At 54.8% G+C, this 13,611-nt stretch carries 10 protein-coding genes; 8 read left to right on the top strand and 2 right to left on the bottom strand.

All coding sequences use genetic code 11. The features are described from left to right. Positions 1-184: 184 nt before the first annotated feature. A complete protein-coding gene (locus D3P08_RS14250; protein WP_240647517.1) occupies positions 185-1,774 on the bottom strand; it encodes a bifunctional metallophosphatase/5'-nucleotidase in 1,590 nt (529 codons plus the stop codon). Between the two features lie 154 nt (positions 1,775-1,928). Between D3P08_RS14250 and D3P08_RS14255 the strand changes: the two genes are divergently transcribed. From D3P08_RS14255 to D3P08_RS14265, 3 genes are all read left to right on the top strand, one after another. After that, positions 1,929-3,719, top strand: a complete 1,791-nt coding sequence (locus tag D3P08_RS14255; RefSeq protein ID WP_240647519.1) for an RNA polymerase sigma factor — start codon at positions 1,929-1,931, stop codon at positions 3,717-3,719. 118 nt (positions 3,720-3,837) lie between these two features. Beyond that, entirely contained in the window at positions 3,838-4,254 is a 417-nt protein-coding gene (locus tag D3P08_RS14260) for an Rrf2 family transcriptional regulator (RefSeq protein WP_119600367.1), read from the top strand. Positions 4,255-4,338: 84 nt separating this feature from the next. Continuing rightward, on the top strand, positions 4,339-5,208 hold the full coding sequence (locus D3P08_RS14265; protein WP_119600368.1) for an SDR family oxidoreductase: 870 nt from the start codon (positions 4,339-4,341) through the stop codon (positions 5,206-5,208). 245 nt (positions 5,209-5,453) lie between these two features. Here the strand turns inward: D3P08_RS14265 and D3P08_RS14270 are convergent, their stop codons facing one another. Next, positions 5,454-5,915 carry a hypothetical protein gene (locus tag D3P08_RS14270; RefSeq protein ID WP_119600369.1) on the bottom strand — a complete coding sequence of 154 codons (462 nt, stop codon included), beginning with the start codon at positions 5,913-5,915 and terminating at the stop codon, positions 5,454-5,456. A 153-nt stretch (positions 5,916-6,068) separates the two neighbouring features. On the opposite strand from D3P08_RS14270, the gene D3P08_RS14275 reads away from it, so the two are divergent. From D3P08_RS14275 to D3P08_RS14295, 5 genes are all read left to right on the top strand, one after another. Next, positions 6,069-7,100 carry a DUF3231 family protein gene (locus D3P08_RS14275; RefSeq protein ID WP_119600370.1) on the top strand — a complete coding sequence of 344 codons (1,032 nt, stop codon included), beginning with the start codon at positions 6,069-6,071 and terminating at the stop codon, positions 7,098-7,100. A 410-nt stretch (positions 7,101-7,510) separates the two neighbouring features. Beyond that, entirely contained in the window at positions 7,511-8,989 is a 1,479-nt protein-coding gene (locus D3P08_RS14280) for a protein adenylyltransferase SelO (protein ID WP_119600371.1), read from the top strand. A 222-nt stretch (positions 8,990-9,211) separates the two neighbouring features. Continuing rightward, positions 9,212-10,831: a response regulator gene (locus D3P08_RS14285; protein ID WP_119600372.1), complete on the top strand. Its 1,620-nt coding sequence runs from the start codon at positions 9,212-9,214 to the stop codon at positions 10,829-10,831. Further along, positions 10,828-12,615 carry a cache domain-containing sensor histidine kinase gene (locus D3P08_RS14290; RefSeq protein ID WP_240647521.1) on the top strand — a complete coding sequence of 596 codons (1,788 nt, stop codon included), beginning with the start codon at positions 10,828-10,830 and terminating at the stop codon, positions 12,613-12,615. The genes D3P08_RS14285 and D3P08_RS14290 overlap by 4 nt, the downstream gene beginning before the upstream one ends. Next, positions 12,612-13,595, top strand: coding sequence for a substrate-binding domain-containing protein (locus tag D3P08_RS14295; protein WP_119600373.1), 984 nt, complete (start codon positions 12,612-12,614; stop codon positions 13,593-13,595). The genes D3P08_RS14290 and D3P08_RS14295 overlap by 4 nt, the downstream gene beginning before the upstream one ends. Positions 13,596-13,611: the final 16 nt, after the last annotated feature.

The following is a 13,611-nucleotide window of genomic DNA, read 5'->3' on the forward strand; positions in this document are numbered from 1 at the left end:
GCGTTGGGAGCTCCAGTAAGCAGGTTTTTTCGTCTTACAGAGCCGGGTGCGGGCGTTTGGAGCTCCAGTAAGCAGGTTTTTGCGTCTTACAGAGCCCGGCGCGGCGACTTCCGGTTAAAAGCAGGGCTGACGGAAGCAGCGGAAGAGGTCCACTCGGGGTGGGCCTCTTTTGTTTGGATGCCCGCTAGTAGACGACCCTCCAGTTGTGATCGCAGGCTGCGCGAATGACTCGGCGCTGAAGGATATAATCGGCGAGGATTTCCGTCATGTCCGTCGGGATTTCGCGTACAACAGGCTTATCCTTGATCATATCGAAGTTGCCTCCCCCTCCGGCGCGGTAGCTGTTCATCACAACCTCGTACGTCGCCTCCGGATCGAGAGGCTCTCCGTTCCGCTCGAGCCTGGTGACACGCCGGCCTTCCGGCTTCGAAATATCAAGCTCGTATTCGATGCCTTCCCACATGTCGTAGTTGTAATGCTGCGGCTTCGGCTCCATATAAGACGCGGATACCCGCAGGCCGCCCGTCTGCTCATCCCGCGTGAAGTAGCGGGCGCACTGCTCCAGCGCTTCCCGAATATCGCGTCCGCTTAAGCGGACGACCTTCAGCGTATTCGGGTAAATATAATTAGAGACGACGTCGCGCATTGTGATGTCCTCCGAGAAGCCTCGCGCTTCATTGGTGAAAATAGCGGCGCAGGAAATGGATGCGCCGGTCGCCTCCATCTGTACGCGGTTCACAAACTCAGTGAACGCGTGGTCGGCTTGCCGGGCGGCGAACGGTTCGCTTATCGTCATATCTCCCTCCGCCATGCCGATCGGCTGATCCAGCCATGCTTGGGTGCAACGCTCTTGATCCGCGAACATGGCTAGCAACGCCCCATCCGCATGCGGAGCCTCCTCCGCAAGCAGCAGCCCCGCCGTCTTGCGGGAAATTGACCAGCCTCCTGCACTCGTCCGCTCGAATTCCAGCTGAATTTTGGCGATTGCCGCTCCGGCGCTGCCCGGCTGCGCGAATGCGACGCCGTTGAGCTCCCCGGCAAGGAGGCGATGCTGATGACCTGTGAGCAAAACGTCGATCCCTTCCACGCTCATACACATCTCGTATCCTTGATTTTCCCCGGTGAGCGGTTCGGTCGCCTCGCCAGTGGCCGGGTCGCGTTCGAAGCCGCCGTGATAGCAGACGACAACGGCGTCCGGCTGTTCCATCTCGCGAATAGAGGCCACCCACCTTCGAGCCGCTCCCAAGGCGTCTTCAAAAGCCAACCCTTGAATGTTCGCGGGATCCTCCCAATTGGGGATGTAGTGCGTGGTGACGCCGAGAACGGCGATTCGAATCCCTTCCGGCATCTCGAAGACCCGGTAAGGCAATCCGAAAGCCGGCTGCCTGCTATCCGCATGCAGGATGTTGGCGGATAGCCACGGACAAACGGAATTTTCAACCGCGTTTGTCAATAACTCCAGCCCGTAGTTGAATTCATGATTGCCGAATACGGCCGCGTCATACCGCAGCGCATTAAGCGCGCGGGCAGCAGGATGCACGCCGCTTCTGTCGTATTTGGCATAGTGATACATAAACGGCGTGCCCTGCAGAAGGTCGCCGTTATCCAGCAAGAGAAGCGCCGGATTCCTGCTTCTTTCTTTCTGAATGATCGTGGCCAGCTTGGCTAAACCGAGCGGCTTGTCCCCAGGGCCCCGATAATCCGTTGGGTAAAAGTGGCCATGCAGATCGCTTGTTTCTAGTATGGTAACGATGGCTTTCTCCGAATGGCTCAAGCTCATTTTGCCCCCTGTCTGGATGATATAATTAGGCTGTCTATTCATCATAGTTGAAGCGGTCTTTCATTTGGGTAAAGTTTTTTTAAAGGTTTTGTCAGAAATCGCCCCTCTTGCGCGTCAATCTAATAGGCCGATGATTTGCGAGGTGTTTATGATCAGGATCGATAGTAAGGGAACAAATGATGCAGAAGAGATAATTGAAGAGATGGAGCGGGATCTTGAACTGCAGGAAGACGGCGAGCTCGTGCAGCGGGCGCAGGCAGGCGACCGGGAGGCGTTCGGGGAACTGATCCGGCGTCATCGGAGGCAGATATACGGTTATGCGCGGAGGCTTACGCAAGAGCCGTTCCTGGCGGAAGATATTGTGCAGGACGCTTTGGTGCGCGCCTTTCTGCATTTGGGTACGCTTGTCGATGTGGCGCGGTTTCTGCCATGGCTTCACCGGATTGTGCGCAATCAGGCATATACCCGGCTCAGAAGCAACCCGCTTATGAAGGAGAAGCCGCTTTCTTCGCTGCAGCGTTCGGAGGAAGAAGGGGGCAGCGATGGCGCCGATTGGTCCAATTTGGATCACATTCTGCAGCGGCTTTCCGCGTCGTATACCAAGCAAGCGAGCGATGCGGCGAATCCGGAGGAGCATGTCATGCGCCGGCAGCTGCTGGACATGATCTCGAGCATGCTCAGCTGCTTGAACCGGCGCGAGAGACAAATTTTTGAATCGCATTTCTTCGATCATTTGTCGCCGCAGGAGATCGCGAAGCTGTTCAGCTTATCTTCTTCGAATGTCTACCAAATCATTTCACGTTCCCGGAAAAAAGTAGCGAATCAGCGCGTCCGAGTGATCATCGACCACTATATTGCGGATCGAAAGGATTGGGGAGTTATGATGACAAAACAGTTACCGAAATCAACGGACAATCACGACAATGCTTGCGGCACATGGACGTCGGCGGCGTGGGCCCTCTACCGCATGCTGGGCTACACGGAGCAGAAGCTTTCACTGGCACAGGTGATGGGGTATACCGGTCACGCTTTCCGCATTACGATATGCCAGGAGGATGTTCACATTGCGGGGCCGACCATGTTCCCGTTCCGCGAGCTATTAACGCGCGGTTTGAATAACTTGGGCTGGTCCGCCCGGATTGTGGAGACGCAAGACAAGCGGGAAGTTATCGGGGAGAACACGAACTTGCTCGATCCCTCCGTGCTGACTTCCGCCGCTAAGGAGAAGCGGCCGATGCAGGAGGATCTTCCGGCGGCGCTTGATTTGATCCATTATGCGGTCGACAAAGGCACCCCGGTTCTGACATGGGATCTGTCCATTCCGGAATTCGGCATCATCTATGGCTATGATGACGAGCGCAGAACGCTCTATACGATGGAAGTGATGAAGGATGGCGAGCTTCCTTACGATCATCTCGGTCGCGGAACGCTGGAGGAACTGTTTGTACTCGCGCTCGATGAACGGAAGGAGCTGGACCCGCGCGCGATGCTTCGAGGCGCGCTGGAGATGGCTCTCCAGCATTATCGCGGGGAAGAAGCGCCTTTGGACCGCGCCGAACGGGGGCTGCGCGCTTATGACGCATGGATTGGCGCCTTCCGGGGCGGGAAGATCGAGCCGAACGGAAATGCGTATAACGCAGCCGTTGTGCACGATGCCCGCTATTATGCCGCAGAATTTTTGAGCGGCATTAGCGCAGAATGGCAGGGCAGCGGCGAAGAGGATACCCAGTTGCGCAAGCTTAGCGCGGAAGCGGCGAAGGCGTACCGTCAAATCGCGGAGCAGCTGCACGAGCTGGCGAAGCTGTTCCCATTTCCAGCCGGCGACGATCCGAATCTGCGGGAGAATGGAGAACGCGCTGTCCAAGTGCTTCGTACCGTGAAGACGCTCGAGGAACGGGCTGTTTCATTGCTGGAGCAGATGTATGCGGCGTTAGCCTAACGTTTATAAAAGGCGGGTCATCCTAAGAGGGGATGGCCCGCCTTGATTATATGATTGATTGCGATCGCTTGACGTAATCATTTGTTGTAACTATAATGATTACAACGGTGGTGATCATATGAAGCAAATTAGTACGCGGTTTTCCATCGCTGTTCATATTCTTTCTCTGATAGCGGTCAGTCCGAACGAGTGTACGGGGGACTATATCGCCGGCAGCGTCAATACGAACCCTGTTATTGTTCGCAGAATTATGGGGATGCTGAAGAAGGCGGGCTTAATCGAAGTGCGCCCCGGAGTAGGCGGCGCTTTTCTAAGGAAGGAACCCGAGCAGATTACGCTCCTCGACATTTATCATGCCGTGAATGTTATTGAACAGAATCAGTTGTTCCGGCTCCATGAAGACCCCAACATCGCGTGTCCGGTGGGGCGGAACATCGAGAATGTGCTGCAGGCCGAGTTGAGGGAAGCGCAGACGGCTATGGAGCAGAGGCTTGGGCAAACCACGCTGCGCCAGTTGACCGCAAAATTTGTTTAAAATGAGGGCTCTTCTTTTAGGAGCTTTTATTTTTAGTCATGATGTAACCACTTCAGTTACAACAAAAAATAGGAGGCATACACAATGAAAATGCTAGTTACAGGGGCAACAGGAAAATTGGGTACGAAAGTGGTCGAGGCGCTCTTGAAAACCGTGCCGGCGGATCAAATCGCCGTAAGCGTCCGGAATCCGGAGAAAGCGGGAGCTTGGAAGGAACGCGGCATTGAGGTTCGGCAGGGCGACTTTGACCGTCCGGAAACATTGGACTCGGCATTTGCGGGAATTGACCGGCTATTAATCATTTCCGCTGACGGAGACAATGAAACCAGAATTCGCCAGCATACGGATGCGGTAGCTGCGGCTAAGCGCGCCAACGTTGGATTTATTGCGTATACCAGCTTAGCGAATGCAAGTGAAAGCCGGATGTTTCTCGCGCCGCCGCATCGCGCAACGGAAGAGGCGATCGTGAAATCCGGCATCCCGTATTCGTTCCTCCGCAACAACTGGTATTTGGAGAACGAAGCTTCGAGCATCCAGGGCGTACTGGCTGGAGCGCCGTGGGTAACGTCTGCGGGTTCGGGCAAAGTCGGCTGGGCGCTGCGGCAGGATTATGCGGAGGCGGCGGCAGCCGTGCTTGCCGGCACAGGCCACGAGAATACCGTATATGAGCTCTCCGGCAAGCTGTTGACGCAAGAAGAGATTGCTGCCGCCGTGGGCGCTGCGCTTGGCAAAGAGGTAGCGGTTCAGCATGTCGACGACGACGCTTATGCCGGCATCATGAAAGGAGCAGGCGTACCGGACTTCCTGATCCCGTTTCTCGTCGGCATTCAGTCCGGCATCAGGAAAGGCGGACTGGAAGTCGAAAGCGGGGACTTCGAGAAGCTGTTGGGTCGTCCGGCTGCACCGGTTAACGAAGCATTGAAGGCAATGGTAGAGGAGCTTAAAAACCAATAATCTAAAGAGAGTGAAACAAAGCAAAAGGCCATTCCGACTAGGAATGGCCTTTTGCTTGCTTCGTCCCGGCTGCAGCTTTGCTATGTAAGGTCCGCGTCCTATCCGGAGAGAATTCGGGCAAGACAGGAAGCGGGAGCTGAAGAAAAACTCTCGATTATGCGGGCGTCAGAAATTCCGGAAATGGGATGCCGTCAAAATCGTTTTTCTAATAAAAGGGGTTAGTCCGGTTAGTGCCCTTCCGTAACTCACAAAGGACTCGCCCCATCTCGGTCAAGAGCCCGCAGCACTCTTTTTAAAATCAAGCCGACAATGACTCCGACTAATAAGCCGACAAGGCCGAGCCACATGGCGCCGAGCAGATTGCGCGAGAAGATGACGCCGACGGTTCCGAAAAAAGCGCCGAATGCATATGGGGCCGCAGCGTAAGGCGTTTGTCCGCCTCCCGCATCCTTATACGCGTCCCAAATGCCAAACATATAGACGCACGGATAGAACATCAGCCATTGATAATTCGTAGCCTGGATCGCGGTGTCGATGTCGCCGTGAAAGCTTGAGATAATGAGTTCATTTAAACCGGACATTGCATTGATCAGCAGCTCCAATATAATCAGTACAATACCTTTAGCAAGCTTGCCGTTGAGCAGCTGGCCGAAGCCGGGAAAGGCGATGCACCATATAAAAGCTTCAAAGCGAGCATTCTTATTCATTTGCTTTCACGACTTCCTTTTTTTCTTTTATTTTGCGCTAATTTTTTAACTCTAGACCGTTATCTAAAAAATTTTTAACGAAGGTGCAGGAATGAATTGCTCTCCTAATGCAAAAAGTAAGGCAATAAAACAACATGACGGGAGACGTTTGCTATGGGAAGCATACATCCTATGAAGCTTCAATCCAACGATACCGGCGAAAAATTAAACGCGGCGGAGCAGGGCAAGCTTTGGGCGACATATATGGGAAACACGATGTCCATTCAGGTGTTGAGTTATGTTCTAAACCATGTAGAGGACAAAGAAGTGAAAGAAGTGATGCAGTCCGCCTTTAACTTGTCCAAACAAATCGTAATGACCATCAAGGATTTGTTACAGCAAGAGCAGTATCCCCTTCCGATCGGCTTTACAGAGGAGGACGTTAACGTATCGGCTCCTCGGTTGTTCGCGGACGAGTTTTATTTGCACTATCTCAAATATTTGGGAAAGGCCGGCAGCAGCTTATACAGCATTGCGGTCCCGCTGGTCACAAGACGGGATGTGCGATCGTTATTCACGCAGCTTGTGGATAACTCGGTGCAGCTGCTGAACAAGACCAATGAAGTTCTGATCAGCAAAGGAATGCTGTCGAAGCCGCCTTATATCCCTTATCCAACAAAAGCCGGGTTTATCGACAATAAGAACTATATGCGCGGCTTCTTCGGCGAGGTTAGGCCGCTGCAAGCGATGGAAATTACCCATCTGTACGACATTATCGAGAACAATTCCATCAGTAAAGCCGTTTTGATCGGCTTTAGCCAAGTGGCTCAGTCGGATAAGGTGAAGCAATATTTCCTAAGAGGTAAGGATATTGCCTACAAGCATTACAATATGTGCAGCAAGCTGCTGGAGCAGGAAGACCTGTCAGCGCCTATGACTTTAGATCCTTTAGTGACAACCTCGACGACGCCGCCGTTTTCGGACAAGCTCATGATGTTCCACAAAGTCGATATGTTCACAATGCGGGTGAGGTCTTACGCGAATGCCGCCTCCTTAAGCGCGAGACATGATTTGCTTGAAAAGTATACCCGCATGATTGTGGACGTCGGCAAATATTCGGAGGACGGCGCTAACCTTATGATCCAGAATCGATGGCTGGAGGAGCCGCCGCATTGCGTAGACCGCGAAGCGCTTGTAACCAAATAAGAAACCGGCAGGCAAATGCCGGGCAGAAGGTCAACGTATCGTTGGCCTTTTTGCGTAGGTAAGAATGTGATTAAACACATCGCCGCAACAGGCAACAGCAGGTAGCCGTATTGCAGCAAGAAGGAGGTTGCATAGGGGGCGGCAATCCTCGGTTTAGCGATCCGATCCGGGTTCGTATGACGGCGACGGCATAAAAAACAAGTCCGTAAATTTATCATTTCCAGTATTGGAAGAAATTATAAAATGAATTTTCTTTCTTATGATTTAGCGCAGATTCAGGATGACTCGTCTGTAGGATTATCCGCGCTGGTGTAGAAAAGGTATAATAAGCCTGCAACGGCAAAATAATAATGGCGTTTTACTCGTAAGATTGCATGTTCACATCTTTTAACCGAACCGAAGGAGAACCAATGACCGATAATCGATTAGGGATAGAAACAGGCTGGAAATTCGACAATAGCTACGCGCGTCTGCCGGAGAAGCTTTATTCGAAGCAATCGCCAGTTCCCGTAAGCTCGCCGGAGCTTGCAGTGCTGAACGAGAAGCTCGCAGCCTTGCTTGGGCTGAATGCCGATGCTCTCCGCAGCGAGGAGGGCGTGGCGGCGCTGGGCGGTAATCGCGTTCCGGAAGGCGCGGAGCCTCTGGCGCAAGCATATGCGGGCCATCAATTCGGGCACTTCACGATGCTCGGCGACGGCCGCGCCATCTTATTAGGCGAGCAGATCACGTCGTCAGGCGAGCGGCTTGACGTGCAGCTCAAAGGAGCGGGTCGGACGGCGTTCTCCCGCGGCGGCGACGGCCGGGCGGCGCTAGGCCCGATGCTGCGCGAATACATCATCAGCGAAGGCATGCACGGACTTGGCATTCCGACGACCCGAAGCTTGGCGGTTGTCACAACCGGCGAGCCCGTCTACCGCGAAACCGAGCTGCCGGGGGCGATTCTGACTCGAATCGCAGCCAGCCATATTCGGGTCGGCACCTTCCAATATACGTCCGCTTGGGGGACCTCCGACGAGCTTCGAACGCTTGTGGATTATGCGCTGCAGCGGCATTACCCGGATGCGGTCCATACGGGAGACAACGCGAGTCTGACCCTGCTCCGGGAAGTGATGAAGCGCCAAGCCGCGCTGATCGCGAAATGGCAGCTCGTTGGTTTTATCCATGGGGTCATGAACACCGACAATATGGCCATTAGCGGCGAGACGATCGATTACGGACCTTGCGCTTTTATGGATACGTACGATCTGGAGACGGTGTTCAGCTCCATCGACCGGCAGGGCCGTTACGCATATGGCAATCAGCCGTACATCGCCGCTTGGAATCTGGCGCGATTGGCGGAAGCGCTGGTGCCGGTGCTGCACGACGATGAAGAGCAAGCGGTGAAGATGGCCGAGGATGAGATCCGGCAGTTCACCGGAATGTTTTATTCGCACTGGCTGGCCGGTATGAGGGCGAAGCTGGGGCTGTTCGGCGAGGAGCCGGAGGATGAGTCGCTGGCGAAGGATTTGCTGGAGCTCATGCAGAAGAATAAAGCGGATTTCACCAATACCTTCCGGGCTTTAACGCTCGGGAGGCCGGAAGACACCGGGTTAACATGCGACGCGGAATTTGCGCAGTGGCAGGAGCGGTGGCAAGCAAGACGAAGCAGACAGCAGGAGAGCGGGGAAGCGTCGCTTCGTCTAATGAAGGCCAGCAATCCGGCGGTTATTCCGCGCAATAACCGGGTCGAGGAAGCGCTTGAAGCGGCGGTGGAGCGGGAAGATTACAGCGTGATGGAGAAGCTGCTGTCGGCGCTTGCGAATCCTTACGCGTATTCGCCCGAGCAGGAGGAGTACGCCAAGCTGCCGGAGGGCTCGGCGCAGCCGTACCGTACCTTCTGCGGCACCTGACAATAGAGTCTGACATCATGACGAGGGGCACCCGAGAGAGGATGCCCTTTTGTTGACTTCAGAGGATGACCGAATGATATTCAACTATTATCGTCTAAAATTCCATCTTATTGTTCGAAGTCTTTCTGTATACTAATAGCACTCCGCGATTGGAGAAGTTACGCAGCCAGATCCGGCATACGAAGCATTCCGACTACCGCAGGAACAGGGAGTGACCGCTCTATGTACAAACTGCTGATTGTTGATGATGAAGCTTTAGTTCGTGAAGCCATTCAGGACGGGATGGACTGGGCGTCCATGGGTTTTGTGTGCGCGGGCGCCTGCGAGGATGGGATCGAAGCATTGGAGTTCATGGAACGGGACCGTCCGGATATCGTCTTGACCGATATCGGCATGCCGTTTATGAACGGAATCGAGCTGACGCGCGAGCTTTCCGTCCGGTATCCGGATGTAAAGGTTATTATTTTAACCGGTTACGATGAATTCGAGTACGCGCAGCAGGCGCTGAAGATGAAGGTTGCGGACTATGTGATGAAGCCGGTGACGGCAAACGAGATGGAGCAGATCTTCGTTCGCGTCGCCCGCCAGATGGATGCGGAGAACAGGCAGAAGCGGGATTACGAGAAGCTGAAGCATCAGCTGGAGGACAGCATGCCGCTGCTGAAGGAACGATTTCTGGAGCGGCTTGTCACGTCTTCGATGACGGAGAAGCAGAAGCGGGAAAGCTGCGGGTATTTCCAAATCGCCTGGGACCGCCCTTATTGGATCGAGCTGGCGGTCGATATCGACGAGCTGCAGCTGAAAGCGCCGGCTACGCCGTCGGATGACGAGCTGATTCGTTTCGCTGTCTATAATATTACGAAGGAAGTTATGAGTACATACGAAGGGGCGGAAGTATTCCGCGACAGGGAAAACCGCGTGCTGGTTTTAATGTCCGGGAAGGATCCCGATGCGCTGTACGATGGAGCGGGAGCGGCGGCGGAGGAGATTCATGCGGCGGTCACCGATTATTTGCCGGTTGCGGCATCCATCGGCATCGGGCATGTATGCGGACGGGAGGACAATATGAAGCTGCTGCACCGTTCCGCGCTATCCGCGCTGGAGTATCGGTTCGTCATTGGAGAAAGCGCTGTCATCCGCATTTCCGATATGGAGCGGCGGAAGCAGGTTGAGCTTTCGTCGGCCGTCGCCTGGGAGTGCGAGCTGATGACCAAGCTGAAGACAGGTACGCCGCAAGAGACGGACGAGTGGATCGGAAGCCTGTTCGCCGATTTCCGCCGGAAGCTGGTCCCAATCGACGTCTGCTACATTTATATCCAGCGGTTCGCGCTCACCCTGATGCATACGCTCTACGAGATGGAAGCGGACGCGAGGCGCGTGTTCGGGGATTCGCCCAACCCGCTGGCCGACATCCGCGAGCTGGCGGCGCTGAGCGAGATTGAGCTGTGGATGAAGGAAATATGCGGGAAAGCGGCTTCCGCCATACGCAGCATGAGGGAGGACCACAGCAAGCTTCAAATCGAGAAGGCGATCGCGTACGTCAAGCAGCATTATGCGGATCCGGATTTGTCGCTGCAGACCGTATGCAAGCATGTGTCCATGAGCGCCAGTTATTTCAGCACCCTGTTCCGGACATGCACGGGCCGGACGTTCATGGACCATGTCATCCATGAGCGGATGGAGAAGGCGAAGGAGCTGCTCAAGCTGACTTCGATGCGAAGCTATGAAATCGCTTACGCGGTCGGCTACCGCGATCCGCAATATTTCAGCAGCGCGTTCAAGAAGCATGCGGGGGACACGCCGACGGAATTCCGCTTTAGAATGGCGGAGAGCCGCGGATGATGCTGCAGATATTCCGCTTCCGCAGCATGCAGACCAATATGGCGCTAGCGTTTGTGCTGCTCATTCTTCTGACGATTGTCATCATGAGCGTGTTTTCTTATTTCTTGTCCCAAGATGCGGTGCAGTCGAACGCCAAATCGTATACGGCGGAGCTTGTGAAGCAGGTGAACAACAATATTAAGTCCTACGTGAACGGGATGCAGTACATCACCGATCTGGTGGACAGCAATCCGGATGTGCAGCGGTTTTTGGCGGGAGAGCGCTACGCCAGCCTGGCGGAAGAGCTGAACGGCAAGCAAGCCGTTGCGAATTTCCTGGAATCGATGGCGGTGTCGCGCGCGGATATTTCATCGGTGAGCGTATTCGGCTATGACGGGCAGTTCGTGACGGGGAGGCAAGGGCTCGAGCTGAATCCGTATATCGATATTACAAATCTGAGCTGGTACCGCGAAGCGAAGGAGGCAGCCGGCGCCTACGTGATCTCGCCATCGCATGTGCAGCCGGCGTTCAAGGACCGCTATCCGTGGGTCGTCTCGCTAAGCACGGAGCTGTCAAGCAAGAAGGACGGCGCGAAGCTCGGCATCTTCCTGATCGATCTCAATTTCAGCGTGATGAACGATATGCTGCAAGATATCCGTCTTGGTCAGCGGGGTTATCTGTTCATCGTCGACTCCGAGGGGAAAATCGTCTACCATCCGCAGCAGCAGCTCATCTACAGCAACTTGAAGACGGAGCAGATTGATAAGGTGCTGCAAATCGACAGCGGCACCTTCATCAGCGGCGAAGGCGGCAACAAACGGATGTACACGGTGCAGGAGTCCGACTTCGGGTGGAAAATCGTCGGCGTTTCCTATGTCGACGAGCTGGTCGCGAACCAGAATGAGGTCGGGCTGTCGATTATCGCCCTTGGTCTCGTCTGCATCGTAATCGCGATCGGTACGTCGCTGTTTCTGTCGCAGCGGGTCAGCCAGCCGATCAAGCAGCTGCAGGTGTATATGAAAGAGGTGGAGAAGGGCAACTTCGACATCCATGTTCCCGTTCCGTCGACGATGGAGATTGGCAGGCTTGCCCGCGCGTTCAACATGATGGTCGGCCGAATCAAGGAGCTGATGGCCCAGGTGGTTCGGGATCAGGAGCAGAAGCGGCGTAGCGAGATAAGCGCGCTGCAGGCGCAGATTAATCCTCATTTTCTTTATAACACCTTGGATTCGATCATTTGGATGGCGGAGAGCAAGAAGTCGCAGGAGGTCGTGCTGATGACGTCGGCGCTGGCGAAGCTGTTCCGTTCCTCGATCAGCAAGGGAGAAGAGCTGGTATCCATCGAGACGGAGCTGGAGCATATCGAGAACTATTTGAAAATCCAGAAGATGCGTTACAAAAATAAGCTGGACTACGCCATCGAGGTTAGCGATACGGTTCGGCAATATAAGACGATTAAGCTGATTCTGCAGCCGATTGTGGAGAACGCGATCTATCACGGGATCAAAATGAAGCGCGGACCCGGCTTAATCACGGTCACCTCCGAGGAGACGGACGGCGAGATTACGCTCATTGTCCATGATAACGGGAACGGCATGGACGAGGAGACGCTCGCGCGGGTGCTGACGCACTCGTATAAGAGCGAGGAGGGCCGCGGGGTCGGAGTCGGCAATGTGGATGAGCGGCTGAAGCTGTATTTCGGCATGCCGTACGGCCTCAGCTTCAAAAGCAAGCTGGGCGAAGGGACGACGGTGTCGATCCGCTTCCCGAAGAAGACTCCGGCACAGGAGGCGGGCAAAAAATGATCGGGAAACCTAAACGGACGATGGCCGCCATTTTGCTGCTTCTGCTGGCTGCGGGGGGCTTCATGTACGGGAGCCGTTGGTTTCCGGAGCGGGGGCCGGTCGACATTACCGTCATCGTCAAATCCACGGATGCATCGATCGAATTCTGGGAGGTGCTGATCGACGGTGTAGAGGAAGCCTCTCAGGAATTCGATGCCGATGTTCGCGTAACCGGCTCCAGGACCGAGGCCGATGTCGACGAGCAAATTGCGGCCGTTGAGCAGGCGATCGTGGAGAAGCCCGATGCCATTGTGCTGGCGGCGACCGATTACGACCGATTGGTTCCCGTTGCCGAGAAGGTCCGGAAGAGCGGCATTAAGCTCATTATCGTCGACTCGGGCATCAATTCGGATGCGCCGCACAGCAATGTCGCGACGGATAATGTGCAGGCCGGAAGGAAGGCGGGCGAGGCGATGCGGAAGCAGCTGCAGGGTCCGGCGAAGGTCGCTATTATCAGCTATATGAAAAACGCCGCCTCCCACATTGACCGCGAGAAAGGGGTCCGTTCCGTTCTGGAGGGCCAGCCGGGTATCGAGCTGCTCGATACGTTCTACGTGGAAAGCTCGGAGGAGAACGCTTATCGGATCGCCAAGGAAATTTTGCAGACGCAGCCGGATGTCGTCGGGATCGTCGGATTAAACGAGCCGACAACGGTAGGCGCGGGCAGGGCGATTAAAGAGCTGGCGGTGCAGGAGCGCGTCAGTCTGATCGGCTTCGACAGCTCGGTGAACGAAATTAAGCTGCTGGACGAAGGCGTCATGAAGGCTACGGTCATTCAGAGGCCGTTCCAGATGGGCTATTTGAGTATGAAGACGGCTGTCGAGGCGGTGAGGGGCGATAAGGTGCCGAAGGTTATCGATACGGGATCGCTGCTCATTACGAAGGACAATATGTACGAGGAGGAAAATCAGAAGCTGCTGTTTCCTTTCGTCAATAATTAGCGGCGGAGCCAGGATG

Origin of the sequence: Paenibacillus nanensis, from assembly GCF_003583765.1 — a bacterium.
Taxonomy (GTDB): Bacteria; Bacillota; Bacilli; order Paenibacillales; family Paenibacillaceae; genus Pristimantibacillus; species Pristimantibacillus nanensis.

What these genes read in the sequence shown, in the direction of transcription:
- D3P08_RS14255 (WP_240647519.1), top strand. Translation starts at nt 1,929, where the DNA reads ATGATCAGGATCGATAGTAAGGGAACAAATGATGCAGAAGAGATAATT.
- D3P08_RS14260 (WP_119600367.1), top strand. Translation starts at nt 3,838, where the DNA reads ATGAAGCAAATTAGTACGCGGTTTTCCATCGCTGTTCATATTCTTTCT.
- D3P08_RS14265 (WP_119600368.1), top strand. Translation starts at nt 4,339, where the DNA reads ATGAAAATGCTAGTTACAGGGGCAACAGGAAAATTGGGTACGAAAGTG.
- D3P08_RS14270 (WP_119600369.1), bottom strand. Translation starts at nt 5,915, where the DNA reads ATGAATAAGAATGCTCGCTTTGAAGCTTTTATATGGTGCATCGCCTTT.
- D3P08_RS14275 (WP_119600370.1), top strand. Translation starts at nt 6,069, where the DNA reads ATGGGAAGCATACATCCTATGAAGCTTCAATCCAACGATACCGGCGAA.
- D3P08_RS14280 (WP_119600371.1), top strand. Translation starts at nt 7,511, where the DNA reads ATGACCGATAATCGATTAGGGATAGAAACAGGCTGGAAATTCGACAAT.
- D3P08_RS14285 (WP_119600372.1), top strand. Translation starts at nt 9,212, where the DNA reads ATGTACAAACTGCTGATTGTTGATGATGAAGCTTTAGTTCGTGAAGCC.
- D3P08_RS14290 (WP_240647521.1), top strand. Translation starts at nt 10,828, where the DNA reads ATGATGCTGCAGATATTCCGCTTCCGCAGCATGCAGACCAATATGGCG.
- D3P08_RS14295 (WP_119600373.1), top strand. Translation starts at nt 12,612, where the DNA reads ATGATCGGGAAACCTAAACGGACGATGGCCGCCATTTTGCTGCTTCTG.